Source organism: Aporhodopirellula rubra (assembly GCF_014192335.1).
Classification (GTDB): Bacteria; Planctomycetota; Planctomycetia; order Pirellulales; family Pirellulaceae; genus Rhodopirellula; species Rhodopirellula rubra.
In genome coordinates this window covers 39,487-56,068 of sequence record NZ_JACHXU010000001.1, presented here as the reverse complement: position 1 = coordinate 56,068, position 16,582 = coordinate 39,487, and the positions used below count along the sequence as shown (strand labels likewise).

Here is a 16,582-nt window from a genome sequence, read left to right as displayed (position 1 = left end):
TGACCCTTGCTGCGAGACGATTAACATCCGCACGCTTGGGCTCGATGTGTTTTCAAGGTACCTCTTTTTATCGTTATGCTGAACTTTTTTCGTCATCAATCCAACTCTGTCAAAAACGATGTTCTCTCTGGGCTTACCGTCGCATTGGCGCTGGTTCCCGAAGCAATTGCATTCGCATTTGTTGCAGGCGTATCGCCGCTAATCGGCCTCTATTCGGCTTTCTTCCTCGGTCTGATTACCGCCGTCGTGGGCGGACGCCCTGGAATGATTTCGGGTGCGACGGGAGCCATGGCGGTCGTCGTCGTTGCACTCGTGGCCCAATACGGCGTCGAGTACTTGTTCCCCACCGTCATCCTGTGTGGACTACTGCAGATCGCAGTGGGTGTCGGCAAACTCGGGAAATTGATCCGAATGGTTCCGCACAGCGTGATGCTGGGATTCGTCAACGGCCTCGCGATTGTGATCGGCCTCGCCCAACTCGGCAGTTTCAAAACCCTCTCGGAAACCGGCGATCTGGTATTCCTCGGCGGTTTCCCGCTGGTCATCATGCTGGCGCTGGTCGGATTGACGATGGCGATCATCTATTTCCTGCCAAAACTGACCACCGCCGTCCCGGCGTCGCTTGCCGCGATTCTGACCGTCACGCTGATTTCGGTAGCGATTAACCAATCGATGCCCACCGATGATGGCAAAAATCTATTGGCGACCGTCGGCGACATGCTGAAAACCAATACCCAAGCGGCGTTGATCGCGGACGCGCGACAAGAGTCTGCCGTCGAACCTGTCATTTTGAACGAGGAAAGCGTCGATGTACCGTCGATGACATTGATTCGCTCCCAAGTTGCAACGGTCGATGACGTTCTCCGCACCAACGTTGACAAGCTCACACCGCCCGATTCCGCGACCCCGGATGTCATCATTCCCGAAGTTGAATCGGGGATCAGCGGCGGTTTGCCGATGCCGTTCTTCATGCAGTACGACACCCTCGCGCCTTTCAATTTTGAAACGCTACGAATTATCTTCCCGTTCGCGATCGTGCTCTGCGGCGTTGGACTAATTGAATCGCTGATGACCCTGACACTGATCGACGAAATCACCGAAACACGTGGCCAAGGCAACCGCGAATGCGTCGGACAAGGCGTTGCCAACCTCGTCTGTGGCTTTTTCGGTGGTATGGGTGGTTGCGCGATGATCGGACAATCCCTCATCAACGTTAACTCGGGCGGTCGCGGACGTTTGTCAGGAGTGACCGCCGCAGTCTGCTTGCTCGCATTCGTCCTCTTCTTTGCCCGCTGGATTGAACAAATCCCGATGGCCGCACTCGTGGGCGTGATGTTCATGGTGGTGATCGGCACGTTCGAATGGGCGTCGCTAAAAATGTTCAAACGCATGCCTTCGAGCGACATGTTCGTCATGGTGCTGGTCGCCGGATACACCGTCTTCATGCACGACCTGGCATCGGCAGTGATCCTCGGCGTGATCGTCTCCGCACTCGTGTTCGCATGGCAGCACGCAACGCACATTGCCGCCGACGTGAAGTTCAACGAATTCGGCAGCAAGATTTACCAACTCCACGGACCACTGTTCTTCGCGTCTGTGTCGTCCTTTAAAGATATGTTCGATGTCGCCAACGACCCTGAAGACGTCGTGATCGATTTCTACTACACCCGTGTTTACGACCAGTCAGCAATCGAAGCGATCAACACGATCTCCGAGAAGTACGTCGCTGCAGGCAAACGTTTGCACCTGACGCACCTGAGCCAAGAGTGCCGCGACCTCCTCGATAAGGCAGGTGACCTCGTCGAAATCAACGTCAGCGAAGACCCTCACTACCACATCGCAACCGACCGGCTCGGCTAGGTCATTTTAAATCGTGACGTGCTCATTCACGGTAGCTGGATTCGTCAGAACTCAGCCCTCCCGAAGTCCGTTGACATCGGTGACATCCGTTTTGAAAATTCGCTAGCGATCGTCCTCGCTTGCGATCGGTGTGGGCGGCAACGTCCATTGCCAAGCGAGGACAAACAATCCCGTCAACGCATACCCGCCGACGAACTGCAAAACCGCGGGAAGCGATTCCGCCGGCAGAGCGAGAGGACTATCACTCGCCACGCCGAACGGCACGAACAAACGATTGCCTTGCAGCGGCGAGTGCATCACGCCAAAGAACGTCAAACCGGCGCACAGAAACAACACACCCGCTGCGAGTTTCATCTTATGGTCGATCATCGAGGCGAGCATCCACGCCCACAGCAATCCGGTAACGATGAACCCGTTGCTAAGCATGCGAAGAGTCTGCAGGTCATGCTTGAGCGGGCCACCTTCGAGATCGCCCATCGAAACGCCCGCTGAAAACATCGCCGCGTCACCGAAAATCCGGTCGGGCAAACTGATTGCGAGATACGCAAGCGCCGGCAAACACGCGATCGCAACCGCCGCATAATGCCGCTTGGGAGTAGCGACGAAGGTTTGCGATGTAATCTCCAAACCGACAAACACCAAAATCGGATAAACCGCGGGCGCCGGAATCCACGCATTGAGCCATGCGAAGTAACCAACGGTGCCCGCCGTCCCGATCAACAGGGCCGTCGCCAAAGTGTAGGCCGCTCGCCCACCCATCGCCTTGTAGGCGGGGTGCCCGATGTACGGCGTCGTCTGAATAACACCGCCCGACAACCCGGCGATCAACGTGGCGATCGCCTCAACACCGATCACCGTTCGTGCATCGTATTCATCACCAGCCGACGCCGCACTCTCGGTGCAATCGATCCCGCCGACGACCGTCACCAACGCAAAGGGCAACACAAACGGCAGATAGGGAATCGCATCGGGTAACGCCTCGATCCAACCACCCTGCCAACTCGACAACCACTGCACCGGAAACCACTGAATCGTCACCGATTCGGGAAACTCATACCCGAATGCCCCCAATGCACACATCAGGTAATAAACGCCACCGGCGACAATCAACGCACCGAGCGTTCCCGGCGTACGTCCCGGCAATGGCACATGCCCGATCAAAGTCGCCAGCACAATCACCATGGCCAGGATGCCGGGAATCGGCGAACCGAGAATATGCGTCAGCGGGAAAAAACTGATCAGAATCAACGCGATCGCTGCGAGCGACCCGAGCAATCCCGCGCGAGGTACGATCGAACGCACCCACTGCGAAAACGGCGCGCACACCAATTTGACGATTCCGCAAAACACGATGCACCAAATCCCGATGTGCCAGGTATGCAGCGACGCCTCCGTGACGTCCATCCCGGCTGACTTGGCCGCCGTGAATGCGGGACCGAGCACCAACAAAATCATGCCGAACGTCGATGGCGTGTCCAACCCCAGCGGCATCGCCGTGACGTCCGTTCGGTTCTCACGTCGAGCCAGCGACAACGCGATAAAGAAGAACGCGAGGTCACCCAGGAACACCCCCAATGCCGTCCCGGGAACCATATGGGACACCGCAAACTCGGGCGGCAACCCAAACCCGGCCAGCAAGGCAACCATCAACAGCAACCCTGCCAGGTTATCCAGCATCAAACCAAAAAATGCGTTGATGTCGCCCGTGGTCGCCCACCAGAACCGACCCGTTGTTTCGTCACTGTGTGTCATGAATCATTCCAATGAGGCGAGATTCAGTTATCGCGCCAATGCACCGATTTTTGCCAATTGTTCGGAATCGAGCACCCGGATCGTGCGATCCGAATCCACATCGAGAACGCCCTGCTCGTTGAGCCGACGCAGCACTCGCGAGAACGTCTCGCTCGTGAGGTTGAGGTGATTGGCAAGGTCCTTCTTCGGCCCCGGTAATTTCAACCGGCCCGAATGGTCACAAGGCACATCGCACAACAATCTCGCTACCCGCTCCATCGCATCACGCAACACGATGTCATCGAGCAATTGAACAAAATGCCTCACCCAAAGTGACATGCTCGAAAGCATCTGACGACACAACTCGTGATTATTCGCGAGTTCTCGCTGCAGCGCGTCGATGGGAATTAACACACAGTGGGTCCGCTGCACCGCTGTCGCATTCGCCGGTATTGGGAAATTACCAAACGCGGCCACCTCTGCAAAGGATTGCCCCGGACCACACAGATGCAACACATGCTGTTGCCCCCGCGGCCCGATCCGAAAAATCCGAACCAGCCCCGAATCGACGAGGTAAACGCCAGGACAGGCCTGCCCCTGACTCATCACGCGATGGCCTTGCTCAAATTGCTGCTTCACCGAAATCGCCGCCAACGCGGCTTGCTGACAATCTTCGAGACCACCGAGCAACTCGCTGGAACGGATCACTTCTTCACAGGTTCGGATGGGCGTTGCATGAGACATGAAACGAAGCTTACTTGATTTAGATCAAGGCGGCAGGCACCCCATGCGTCTATCCTTTGCACCAGAATCAACAAGAGCTTAAAAAAATGTCTCATCGCCTCACCCGATGTGCTCTAATGAGGTTCTCATCTTAAATTCGTTCGCCGTGCAGGACGCATGAATGACGTCGCCATCCCCCGAAACGAACGCCTCAGCGGAATCCGCTCCGACTCCTCCTGAGAACGTAGCCTCAGGGCGAAAGTCGAGTTTCGGCAAAGGCTCGATCGTCTTCGCCATTTTTCTCGGCCTGCTCGCCGGCGTTGGCACCTTCACATTCGGCTACGGCAAAGGCGCCAGCTACCTAAGCAACAACCCTCAGACGTGCGTGAACTGCCACGTGATGCAGGACCACATGGATTCCTGGCAAAAAAGCAGTCATCACCACGTCGCCGTCTGCAACGACTGCCACCTGCCCCACGACCCGATCGGCAAATGGGTGACCAAAGCCGACAACGGATTCTTCCACTCGCTCGCCTTCACACTGGGCGATTTCAAGAATCCCATCCAAATCAAACCACGCAACAAACGTGTCACGCAGAGCACGTGCGTCTCGTGCCACGAGAATTTCGTGCACACGATGCTGCCGGAAACACGAGGCGGCGATATGCAATCCTGCGTCCACTGCCACGCATCGGTCGGGCACGCTGGTCGCTGAGTCTCGCAATTCATTATTTCGATCACGACCACCTCACCACGAACACTTTTCCCTAGTTTCAAGAACGGTTTCACGACGATGGCATCTGAAAATCAACGCAGCTTCGGTTGGCTCGCTCTCTTGACCGGTTTGGTCGCGTTCGCGACGGTCGGTGTCGTGGCGTTGCTGGTGAACATCTTCGAACGCAAACAAGAAGCCCGCAAACCGTTCGTACGACTGGTCGAAGTCAACGAAGTCAGCACCGACCCTAAACCCTGGGGCGTGAACTTCCCGCTGCAATACGAGGCCTACCTGCGTACGGCGGACACCGAACGAACCGAGTACGGCGGAAACCACTCGCTGCCGCCTAGTAAATTGGAAAAAGACCCGTGGCTCAAACGGCTTTTCGCAGGATATGCGTTCAGCATCGACTACCGCGAAGCCCGCGGACACGCCTACATGCTCGGTGACCAACAAGTCACCAAACGCGTCACCGACGTTCAGCAAGCCGGGGCATGCCTGCACTGCCACGCATCGATCATCCCGACCTACCGCCGCATCGGCATGGAAAAAATGGGAATTGAGCCGACCGAGGAAAAACTCGGCGAGGCCTTCGCTCAAGAAGCCGTCATGGAGGGCTTCCGCGCCGTCAGCCAAATGAAATACGAGGAAGTCGCCGCGGAACTCACCAAAACTCCCGACGGCACGACCAAGCCCGCTGAGGGAGACCCGCACCTCGGTGCCGCCCACCCCGTGTCCTGCGTGGATTGCCACGACCCCGAAACTATGTCGATCCGAGTCACTCGCCCTGGATTCATCGAAGGGATCGCCAAACTCGCCCGCAGCAATGACCCCGTACCGCATTTGCCTAGCATCAAACGCTGGCGTGACTCAGGGGCCAAAGAGCCCTACGATCCGAACGTCGATGCCACTCGCCAAGAAATGCGTTCATTTGTCTGCGGCCAATGCCACGTCGAGTACTACTGTGCTAACAAAATGACGCTGACGTTCCCATGGAGCAACGGGCTCAAGGTCGAAGACCTCGAACAAGAATGGGCAGAAACCGAGTTCCCAGGCGAAGACGGCACGGCCGGCGGCGGGGGCGAATTCTACGACTACGTCCACAAAGAAACCGGCACGAAAGTCTTCAAAGCCCAGCACCCTGAGTTCGAACTATGGAGCCAAGGCATCCACGCTCGCGCCGGTGTCAGCTGCAGCGACTGCCACATGCCCTACGAAAAAGAAGGGGCCACCAAAGTCAGCAGCCACTGGGTCCGCAGCCCGATGCTGAACATCAACAAAGCCTGCCAGACTTGCCACCACGTTTCCGAATCGGAACTGCAAGCACGCGTCGACACGATCCAAGACCGCACCCGAGCCCTGATGGACCGCGCCGCCGTCGCCATGACCGACATGCTCGACGCAATCATCGCCGCCCAAGAAGCCGGTGCATCCGAAGAGGACCTCAAACCGATCCGAGACCTCCAACGCAAAGCGATGTGGCGCCTAGATTACATCAGCAGCGAAAACTCCAAAGGCTTCCACGCCGACCAAGAAGCCGCCCGAATCCTAGGCGAATCGATCGACTACAGCCGCCAAGCCCAAGCCGCCGCCTACAAACTCCCAGCAGGCACCAAAGCCCAACCTGAAGAGGTAGCCGCGACGGAGTAGAAAGTTGCGATTTCGAGTGGACAACAGGAACAGCAATTCGGCCCCTAAAGGCCTGCGAGCCAAAACCTTCGTTTACCTGTGCCTATTACCATCGAAAGCAAATGACTGTTGACTTTCCGTCAAGGGTTTCGCGATTCGAGTATGGCTTGCGTGAGCTTCGCGAGACCGTGTGCGTCTAGCCGGGATAATTGGTTGAGACAGCCCTTTGCCGCTCAGCTCAAAAACACCTGCGAACTGAACTGAACTGAACTGAACTGAACTGAACTGAACTGAACTGAACTGAACTGACAGACCACCCCTGCCACCTTTGATCCTCAGCAAGCAGCCTCAGATTGCCTACCGAGCCTTGGCGACAAAGTAACGATTCTGTGCCCACATTGGCTGCACATCCAACCGCCAGCAAGCGGCCTTCATCGGAGGAACACGATCGTTACCAAGCTCAGGCAGCTCGCCGAGTGGCTGGATCACACTTGCTGCCTCAGGCAGGGCAGCAAATCGAACCAACAATGACTCCAAAGTCACATTTCGGATCACACCGCCAACCGATTCAAACTCCTGCATTTCAGCTGCTGAGATCGCCCCTGCTGCATCTAGGCTCAGCGGTGCATACGCGTCGCTGACCGAAATCGCGGTCCGCAGGTCAGCAACCTGCTCACCAATTTCCAATGGCAAAGCGATCAGGCTGTAATGCCCATCCGAATACGGCACGACGCCCAATCGTCCGTTCGAACTTAGCCGTCGAACGGAGCTATCGGAAACCTGCTTTCCAAGCAGGCGAGGAACCGCATCGTCCACTAAAAGATTGGCCCAACGATCCATTACCTGTGGTGCAATCACCGATTTTCGCCCCGAAGCTCCTGGAGACTCATTTTCGCTAGCCAACAGCCTCGAGGAAGCAACACATTGCTTACTCATACTGTCGGCCTGATCGGCGGCGAATTTCTCTCGCCAGCGAAGTGGCTGGCTCGCTACCCGATCGTACGATGCAACATTGATTGCAAACACGGGATCACGCTGCGCGAGATTCCTTAGCGATTCCCGGCATGCGTTCACAAGCAAATCCGACCGCCCGCCCATCCTCCGCTGAGCCACGCTAATAGAAGGCAGCAAATCGACATACAACTGCGCAACATTTTCAGACGAAACTTGAGCCGTTGCTGCATCGATCAACAAGACAATTGATCGAATCGCTGTTTCGGTCAACACGGTCATCCGAGGTTCTAGACTACTCTCTACAATGACACCAGCAACATCACCTCTGCCGCCGAAATCTACTCGGCGAGCATCAAAAGCGATGCTGATCGCGTGCGCACGCATTAGTGCAGCAGATGCTATCCCCCATCGGTCGACGATGTGACGCATCGCCGCTGGCACGTTCCCAGACTCACCATCTGCCGACGAATACCGTCCTGTCTGCCTGACTTGCTCAATGACCGCAGCGGAGTCTCCCTCGAACTGATCCACGCGCTTGAGATTCGCATCCAAAACCTCACGCGACTGCGCCGCATATTCAGCAAATCGCGACTTGGCGACCTCTGCCTCACCGCTCGAAATGAAGTTCAAAAACTCCTGAGCAGCGGGTTTCTCGGCTGGTGCAAACAACGAGAGCTCAGCTGCCAATCGCTGCCCCTCACTCTCGACAAGATTGACGAAGGGTTCGACCTGCCCATCGCTCAACATCCCGCTTGCCCGCTCAGCAATTTTCCGTAGCTTTGGAATCGCCTTGTCGAGCAATTGCTTTGCCTTCGCCTTGGCCTTCAACCCATCCGGAGATTGGCCCCAATACATCGCGTATGCATTAACGTTCCCAGCGGCCCCCCGTAATTTCGATTCGATATCGTATCCAGCGGGCTCTCCCATTAACTGCAATTTCCGAGCATCGCGAATCGCCTTCCAAAGCTCCCCTGCAGCCTTAACTAACCTCTTTCCGGGCAATCGAGAATGATCCCCCTTCTGCTCAATCGCCTCTAATTCGATCTCCCGGATCCGATCATAGGTCGAATACAGCTTTGCCGCCAAAGCCTTCGCTTCGGGAATGGTTCCGTGAACTGCGAGGGGAGCAGTGGGATTACGGTCTGACGGATTTGCGGATGCAGGCAAGGCCAAACACAGCGACAGCGTTCCTCCGACCAGAAGGAGGAAGCAGAAAGGGGAAAATCGCATGAAGAAGGCCTCTGACTCGATCCAGGTAAAACTGACGCCGTTTATTCGGCAATAAAAATGTACCCCGGATCCATCGTCAAGTACCATTCTTTCCAAAGTCGCTGAGCCCGCCTTAGCTCACCGTAATCCTGCTTTTCACCGGGCTGAATTTCCATCCCGAACCCCTCAAATTTGCGACTGATAAACCGCAAACCGTCACGAGCAAACGTGCGAACCTTGGTGTCACCATCATCCAACGCGAAAATGAGTGCCGGTACCACTCGAATTTCATCGCTTTGGCCAAGTAAACGAGCGGCAACGCGGCGAGCCTGCCAGGAAGAGGAACCTCTCACGAGACGAATTAGCCGGTCAATTTGAGCTTTCCTGGCCTTTGGCTCCGCTGCGAGTTTCATGTCCTCGGGCAACGACTTTCCTTCGAGCGACTTGGGATCATCCCCTTCCAGCATATCGAGCAAATCCGTGACCGCCTCAGCGACAGGCTCACCCTTGATCTGAGTCCCATCTACACGAATCTTGGTCGTATCGTCTGGCAAACCCTGCCCACCCGCCAGAGTTCCTTCCGCAGATTGCTCAATCGCTTTTTTGGTCCCCCGGATGAGAAACAACATTGCAAACGCTGTGGACACAGAATTCGTTGTGTATGCCTGGCCTGGCCAACCTCGGCCATTTTGCTCGGCCTTTTTGAGGTAATTTACGCCAACGTCGTACCATCCTTTTGTTTCCCGGTACTCGTCGCCCAACACTACCTCACGAAAACTTTCGTACCGCTCAAGTGTGTAAAGCTGATAATACGGCCACGATGATTTAACGACCCCCGGGTCAGGAGAGTTTGCTTTGGCGGAGATATAGGCCTGACAGTCTTGAATCGCCTTGCGAATGAGCCCAGCGTCAACTGTTGGTTTATTGGAATCCGTTTCATCTTCAACCATGTCCTCTAGGAATAGCTTGACAGACTCCGGAAGCCCAACGATACCAGTATTTGCTTCATCCATTACCTCGCCCCAGGTACCAAGAATGTCCGCGGCGATCATCAACGCGCTACCACCAGCGATAGCCATAGAAGGCGTCAAACCACCTTGCTTGATCCGCGTCATGCTCTCTGGATCGCTCCCGCGATAGGGCCATCCTCCGCTCGGATCCTGAACTCGCAACAACCAGTTGACGGTCGCCTGCACTCCGTTGTAATCAATGTTGATTCCCGCCCGATCCAGCGTCCACAACGCCAAAACGGCGTACTGGGTCTGAGAAACGTCTCCTTGACGATCACCAGGATAAGCATATCCCCCGTGAGATGACCGGACTTGTCGTATGTACGACTCATACTGTTTAAGCTGAGGGCGATACTGCTTTCGATTAACCTCAGCAAGGACGAGAACGGCGGTAGCTGCAGTGTAGAGAGTCTTGTTTTCAGAGCTTGCGAAATTCCTTTCCTTGGCGTTGTTCAGCATTTTTAAGAAGCTGAGAGCCGCATCGACTCCTCGACGAACAACGGGATTGCTCGCGTCGTGCTTGACCTTCATGACTGCGTAGCCGGCCAAACAAAGCTCACCATGCCCACCCGAATATGTCTTATCGAGCGTATAATGCGGCTTAGCCTGGGCATTCGCGACCATCGCAGCCATGCCTCCATCGACCATTTTGACCACAACGGGGTCATCCACCGAATAGGCGAATGCACTGCTCCCGACAAAAGCCGAGAGCAAATTCAGAGCCAAAAAAAATGGGTTTCGAAAAAGCATCATTCGATCTGCAGATATGAAGGCATGAAGAGGATCCCCACGGAAAACGCAGCATATTGACAACGGATTTCACCTCTGAAGGGTACTTTAACTCCCGAGACGCAGCAACTAAAGCCAGCCAAAGCCTTCGCCACCCTGGAGTCAAACACTGGCCCATCACGGCACACCGCAGGCACCGGCTAAGGGCACAGGCAACTCAGTCCCCGCACACACCCCAAAACATATTCGGAAGAGAACCCTCCGAAACAAGCCGAGGTCGAATATTCTCTTCGATTACACGCTGCACTCCTGCGGCCCAACCGCTGTCATGCATGACGACGGTCGCCCCGCTAGCTAAATGCTTTGACCAGGCGATCCAGTCATTGAGCACACCCTCGTAGCTATGGTCTCCATCGATAAAAAGAAGATCAATTGGTTTGGTAAATCGCGATGCTGCTTCGGCACTTGTACTTCGTATCTTCTGCACCGTTGAACCATAGGAATCTAGATTCGAGCAGAACTCGTCGTAGGTGTCTCGCTCTCCTTCCGGCATCGCGTCGTTCCGCCAAGTGTCAACCGCATACAACACCGGCACAGACTTCAAACGCTTCAGAGCATTTGCCATAAAACATGTCGACGCGCCTAAGTAGGACCCGATCTCAACAACCACATGAGGGCCGCCTTCGAGAACCAACTCAAAAAGCTGGCGTTTTTCGGGTCCCGTCATGTCGGTAGCGATTTTGTCTGCATTTCGAAGCCCTTTACGCACGACAAAACTGTCGTACTGAAAGGCCTCCCAAACTCCAATCAAGCTATTCTTTAACAATGACCGTTCTCCCTAATTAACGAACTCGTTGACTTCAAAAACACGCCGCGGCCTCTCACATCGCCCGTCTGCGAAAGACGCTTCGCCAATGCGCCCAACTAACTAGAAGTGATCGGGCGTGACGCACTGATGGGTGGAATCCGCAGGCCTCATCGCCGGGCGAATATCAGCGACCGCTCCACATCCGAAGACTCATGCGACTTTTCACTTGGAACAATATCGATCTCGCGAAACTCCTGCTTCAACTCAGACAGCCAACATTCAATCCGATACTCGTCGGCCCGGTGAGGAACCCCCCATTGTTGTACCCAGTAATCATTAAAAGGAATGTACTCGAGGATGAGAGTTTTCTTCGTCACCTCTGAAGCCTTCCGAACAATCGACTGCACATCATACCCTTGCTTGAAAAACAGATGATGTATTAACGCTAACATCATCGTGTGATCAGAAGAAAACCGTTTTTCAAGAGAATCCCAAAAACGAGGTCCGTGCGAAATCACCGGCGCAAAAAAGGAACCAACCACTGGAGTAATTGGCAATCGACGCTCTTTCGAGTACGTGTAAAGCGCGTCGATACACGAGCGATCCGTATCAAGGCTCGCTAGAGAATGCCCCATTCTTGCCGCCAGGACGCTATACCAACCGGTGTTGCAACCGATGTCGAGCACTGTCCCCGTATCAACACGCTGAAGAAGCTCAAAAACGGAGGCTTGCTTTTGATTCCAGCCACTCCTGTCGGAGAAATCCGAATCGGGAAATGAAGCAGCGTAATCTGACCAACGCGTCGAAACATGAGGAAATGAAGAACATGACACCTCGTTCAACAACAACTTCGAAAGTCGAATTGCTGATTGCGGCCCTCCGGCATTTTGAATCTCTGTCCAACGCCGATATTTCTTTTTTTGCCGTCTCTCGGCAAAGCGAAACTGCATACTGTTGAACCGCGGTATCGTCTTATCAAGCGACACCCAATTGTCGCGTCCCAGCAAAAAAAACGCGTAATCAGCTGCATGATTTTCAATCATGCGTATGGGGTGAAGAAAGCAATTCACAAATTCATGAAGCGGCTTCCATGGCTCACCTTGCCCGAGCGGAATGATTGATGCGAAATCGATATAAACAGGATTAGCCTGGTCAAACATGACATTCCAACCATGGCTGTCCTGTAGTTGAAACCCATGTTCAGCAAGATGGACGCTTAATTCACAAAACAAAACGGCCGCATCACGCAACATTTCCGGTGACCATTCACTCACCAGCGGACTTGGCGGAATCACCTGATGACTCACGACAATATCATACTCAGGAATTTCGAAATCAGCCCGAACTGATCCAACGACACCCCAGCCCTTTAATCGATCCAGCAAGCCTCGCGATTCAATTTCCAAAAAAGCCTCCGCAGACTTTCCTCGCAATGCGCGATAAACCTGCCCATCCTTCCAAAACAAACGGCCCCCAGGGTCCTCGAATGAATGCGGCGACCAATCTATTTCAAGTCCGCTGCCGGTAAACTGTTCCATAAATATTGCCGAACTACTAAAAGGCTCTTTACCTATCAAGAAAGGGTGTTGTCAATTTCCCAACGCGCCCGAGGAAGCACGTGTCCCTGGAATGATGGATCTGGCAGCAAACCTGTGCCGTACACGTCACGCATCTCCAACGAAAACTGACCACAGCCAAGCAAGGTTTCCAACTCTCGGTCAAACCCCCAAAGCGAAGCATCCACGCGGTACTCGCCTACGTTCAATGGGACGTCGCGCCAAACAGCACGAACCCGAGTACGGCCTTCGACTTGCCATCGTTCATTGTACTGGATGTCCGTGTGCAAAGTTGCGATTCGACCAACACCTGATTTTGAAATAACAAAACCAAATCGAGGCTCCTGGACCGATGGGTGAGCCGACAACTCCGCTTCGAATACGATGGTGTCCCCGACGAAAAAGCTACTGCGTTCGTCCCCCTCGCTGTCACACAGGCGAAAAGACTTTATGTGCGATGTTTTGCCACTGAGAAGTCGCGATACAGTCTCTTCTGAGTGAGAATTCAAATATCGTTCGATAACAGCTTGCGGCTTCCCTGAATCGATCAATTGCCCAGCGTGAATTGCAATCGCATCGGTGCATAGCGTCTCGACAGACCCCATATTGTGGCTAACAAAAAGAACCGTCCGCCCTGAGTGGGCAACGTCTTGCATTCGCCCGATGCACTTTCGCTGAAACTCCGCGTCACCCACAGCCAACACTTCATCTACCACGAGAATCTCACACTCCAGATATGCTGCCACCGCAAACCCCAGACGAACTGTCATCCCGCTGCTATAACGCTTAACTGGCGTATCGAGATACTTAGCACAACCTGAAAACTCAACAATTTCGTCTAGCTTCCGCGTGATCTCCTGTCGCGTCATCCCCAATATTGCGCCGTTAAGATAAACGTTTTCTCTTCCAGTCAATTCTGGATGAAACCCCGTTCCGACCTCCAACAGACTTGCGATTCGCCCCTTCATCCGAATCGTTCCGGTTGACGGCGCCGTTATTCGCGAGAGCAATTTCAGCAAAGTTGATTTGCCTGCACCATTCCGCCCGACAATGCCCAAAATCGTACCTCGCGGCACCGTCAGCGAGATGTCTTTCAAAGCCCAGACGCTTTCTCCCCCAACTCGCTCACGCTCATTCACAACCCCAACTTGAGCAAGGGGATCAGGCTTCTTTCTTAGGCGAGCCCAGACACGCGAAAGGTCACCCGAGATCGTGCTCGATCCAATTTCGCCTAAGCGGTACACTTTCCCTACGTTTTCAAGCTGGATCGCGTTGAGCATTTACAAAAACGTTAGTTCAAACAGGTGAAATTCAGAGGCAAAAGGGGACTCCGCCAGGATAGTGCCCCTAACCTGATTGCTCAAGAAGAAACCAACCGAACGAGGCCAGTTGCCTGAGATACAGCGACGCCGCCATGTTCACCAGCGGATCAAAACAATCCCGAATTGCGAAAGCGAAATCCACCCCCTCTCCCTATCAACCCCTTTCCCCCATCGAAGCAGCAACCCCATGAAGAGCTTTCCGTCTCCCGATTAGCAAGTTAACATAGAGACAGGGCTCATGCGGTGCACCCTCTTGGGTGGGACGTGAGAATAAGTTGCCCAACCTCGCCGGTGTTCATTCCACCAAAGCGGGATTTTGAAATCGGCTGGCCACTTCCGCCCTAACTACCTACTAACCGAACTCGAGTAAACACCTGGTGCAATCTACCGAAGAAAACAACGAATGGGACCTAACCATTTCTGCAGATCGCACAAACCTAAGATTTAATTTTGAGTACTTCTGGCGTTACCGTGACCTGCTGCTATTGCTGGTTCACCGCGACGTCGTTGCCTTTTACAAACAAACCATCCTCGGCCCGCTTTGGTTTGTCATCCAACCGATCTGCACAACGATCATCTTCACGATTGTTTTCGGGCAGATTGCAAACCTTTCCACCGATGGGTTGCCACAGATCGCATTTTACCTGTGCGGCATTACGCTCTGGAACTACTTTTCAGAATGCTTCAATAAAACGGCCACAACATTTCGCGACAACGCCCCGTTATTCGGAAAAGTATTTTTTCCTCGGCTTATTGTCCCCCTCTCGGTAGTGATCTCAAATCTTTTCCGTTTTGCCATTCAATTCGTCCTATTTGCCAGCGTATGGATTTATTACTTGCTTCGTAATGAAGTCCAACCTCACGCATCTATCCTGTATTTTCCTATCGTGGTCTTAACGATGGCCAATCTTGGCCTGGCGGGCGGATTGCTTTTTTCTGCAATGACTATCCGATATCGAGATCTAGTTTTATTTTTGCAATTCGGTGTGCAACTACTACTTTACGCAACTCCAGTTATATACCCGGCATCGCAAATCCCATCGAGATGGAAGCTACTGCTTTGCTGGAATCCCCTCACTCCGCTGTTTGAAGTAACACGCCATGGCTTCTTGGGCGTGGGTGAGTACTCCGTTTTGTCCATCGGCTATGCGGTGGCGTTCAGCCTAGTAGCACTTGGCTGCTCAGCTATCATATTCAATCGAGTGGAGCGAACCTTCATGGATTCAATTTAGCAATGAGTGGTTGTCAATCCGTAATAATCCCGACTGCAAACTCACTTGATCACGCCTCTAATACGTTGGATTCACTCGAAAAACTCGAAGCCCCGCCCCACGAGACAATTCTTGTTCAAAACGCCCTGCCCGATGACTCGCGTTACCGAGACTTCAATCGGTACACGGACTTTGCGAACCACTACAAAGACATCGGCCTGAAGATTTTCTTTGAATCCACTCCTGGTTTGCTCTCGGGACGACACAGGGGAGCAGCAGAGGCGACTGGCGATCTTCTCATTTTCGTCGACGATGATGTTACCTTCGCGTCGGATTGGCTGTCCGAACTTTCGGGCGTTTTCGACAACCCCAAAATAGCTCTCGCGGGTGGCCCTAGCGTTCCGGTATTCGCCTACGAACCTCCCCAATGGCTAAAAAATTGCTGGCAATCCACACCGTGTGGTGGCAGGCAGATGGCACAACTTAGCCTCTTGCAACTAGACACGAATGATACGATTGATGTGGATCCGGATTTAGTCTGGGGCCTTAACTACGCGATCCGTCGCGACGCGTTGAACACCCTCGGAGGCTTTCATCCTGATTGCGTTCCTGCCTCACTCCAGCACTTCCAGGGCGACGGCGAAACCGGACTCAGTCAAAAAATTACTGAAGCAGGGAGAAGGGCCGTCTACAACCCTAACGCCATTGTGCACCACCACATTGGTCCCGAACGGATGACGAAATCGTATTTTGACCAGCGATCATTTTACCAGGGTGTCTGCAACTCATACACCGAAATCCGCAGTGGAACCGACCCGACTCCTTTGCCCGACACCGAGGGCAGCGATCGCTCTTTTCCACCGCTCCAATGGGCTCGACGACTGAAAAGGAGTCTGCGCCCGTCCGTCGCACAAGACGATTTGCCCGCAAGGTTCTTTCGCGCCTACGTCCGTGGCTTCAACTTCCATCGCGCCTGCGTGAGATCTTCACCTCGGTTGCTTCAGTGGGTGCGTCAAGAAACCTATTTCGATTATCATTACCCAACGCTCGAACCAAACTTTTCTCCAGCACCTCGAGAGGTGCACGACCCTGCCGATCGCTAACGGCAATGGATAGCAGGCTATA

The 16,582-nt window shown here is 54.0% G+C and carries 12 protein-coding genes; 5 read left to right on the top strand and 7 right to left on the bottom strand.

Going from position 1 to position 16,582, the window contains the following annotated elements:
* The first annotated feature begins 75 nt into the window (after positions 1 to 75).
* Entirely contained in the window at positions 76 to 1,860 is a 1,785-nt protein-coding gene (locus FHS27_RS00260) for a SulP family inorganic anion transporter (protein WP_184300178.1), read from the top strand.
* 102 nt (positions 1,861 to 1,962) lie between these two features.
* Here the strand turns inward: FHS27_RS00260 and FHS27_RS00255 are convergent, their stop codons facing one another.
* Together FHS27_RS00255 and FHS27_RS00250 are read right to left on the bottom strand one after the other, a co-directional pair.
* Positions 1,963 to 3,612, bottom strand: a complete 1,650-nt coding sequence (locus FHS27_RS00255) for a permease (protein WP_184300174.1) — start codon at positions 3,610 to 3,612, stop codon at positions 1,963 to 1,965.
* Positions 3,613 to 3,639: 27 nt separating this feature from the next.
* Complete coding sequence (locus FHS27_RS00250) at positions 3,640 to 4,335, bottom strand: Crp/Fnr family transcriptional regulator (RefSeq protein ID WP_184300171.1); 696 nt, start codon at positions 4,333 to 4,335, stop codon at positions 3,640 to 3,642.
* 160 nt (positions 4,336 to 4,495) lie between these two features.
* Between FHS27_RS00250 and nrfH the strand changes: the two genes are divergently transcribed.
* A complete protein-coding gene (gene nrfH / locus FHS27_RS00245) occupies positions 4,496 to 5,029 on the top strand; it encodes a cytochrome c nitrite reductase small subunit (RefSeq protein ID WP_184300168.1) in 534 nt (177 codons plus the stop codon).
* Positions 5,030 to 5,107: 78 nt separating this feature from the next.
* Positions 5,108 to 6,679, top strand: coding sequence for an ammonia-forming cytochrome c nitrite reductase subunit c552 (locus FHS27_RS00240; RefSeq protein WP_184300165.1), 1,572 nt, complete (start codon positions 5,108 to 5,110; stop codon positions 6,677 to 6,679).
* A 336-nt stretch (positions 6,680 to 7,015) separates the two neighbouring features.
* Here FHS27_RS00240 and FHS27_RS00235 read toward each other — a convergent pair whose 3' ends face one another.
* The 5 genes from FHS27_RS00235 to FHS27_RS00215 all read right to left on the bottom strand — a co-directional run bounded on the left by FHS27_RS00235 (position 7,016) and on the right by FHS27_RS00215 (position 14,204).
* Positions 7,016 to 8,842 carry a hypothetical protein gene (locus FHS27_RS00235; RefSeq protein ID WP_184300162.1) on the bottom strand — a complete coding sequence of 609 codons (1,827 nt, stop codon included), beginning with the start codon at positions 8,840 to 8,842 and terminating at the stop codon, positions 7,016 to 7,018.
* Positions 8,843 to 8,883: 41 nt separating this feature from the next.
* Positions 8,884 to 10,290, bottom strand: a complete 1,407-nt coding sequence (locus FHS27_RS00230; RefSeq protein ID WP_184300159.1) for a hypothetical protein — start codon at positions 10,288 to 10,290, stop codon at positions 8,884 to 8,886.
* A 487-nt stretch (positions 10,291 to 10,777) separates the two neighbouring features.
* Positions 10,778 to 11,386: a class I SAM-dependent methyltransferase gene (locus FHS27_RS00225; protein WP_184300156.1), complete on the bottom strand. Its 609-nt coding sequence runs from the start codon at positions 11,384 to 11,386 to the stop codon at positions 10,778 to 10,780.
* 149 nt (positions 11,387 to 11,535) lie between these two features.
* Positions 11,536 to 12,906 (bottom strand): class I SAM-dependent methyltransferase, encoded by a 1,371-nt coding sequence (locus FHS27_RS00220; RefSeq protein WP_184300153.1) that lies wholly within the window; start codon positions 12,904 to 12,906, stop codon positions 11,536 to 11,538.
* A 35-nt stretch (positions 12,907 to 12,941) separates the two neighbouring features.
* The gene (locus tag FHS27_RS00215; RefSeq protein ID WP_184300150.1) at positions 12,942 to 14,204 is read right to left on the bottom strand and encodes an ABC transporter ATP-binding protein; all 1,263 of its coding nucleotides are present in this window, start codon (positions 14,202 to 14,204) and stop codon (positions 12,942 to 12,944) included.
* A 419-nt stretch (positions 14,205 to 14,623) separates the two neighbouring features.
* On the opposite strand from FHS27_RS00215, the gene FHS27_RS00210 reads away from it, so the two are divergent.
* Both FHS27_RS00210 and FHS27_RS00205 read left to right on the top strand, forming a co-directional pair.
* The gene (locus tag FHS27_RS00210; RefSeq protein WP_315854445.1) at positions 14,624 to 15,478 is read left to right on the top strand and encodes an ABC transporter permease; all 855 of its coding nucleotides are present in this window, start codon (positions 14,624 to 14,626) and stop codon (positions 15,476 to 15,478) included.
* Positions 15,479 to 15,480: 2 nt separating this feature from the next.
* Positions 15,481 to 16,560, top strand: a complete 1,080-nt coding sequence (locus FHS27_RS00205; protein WP_184300147.1) for a glycosyltransferase family 2 protein — start codon at positions 15,481 to 15,483, stop codon at positions 16,558 to 16,560.
* Positions 16,561 to 16,582: the final 22 nt, after the last annotated feature.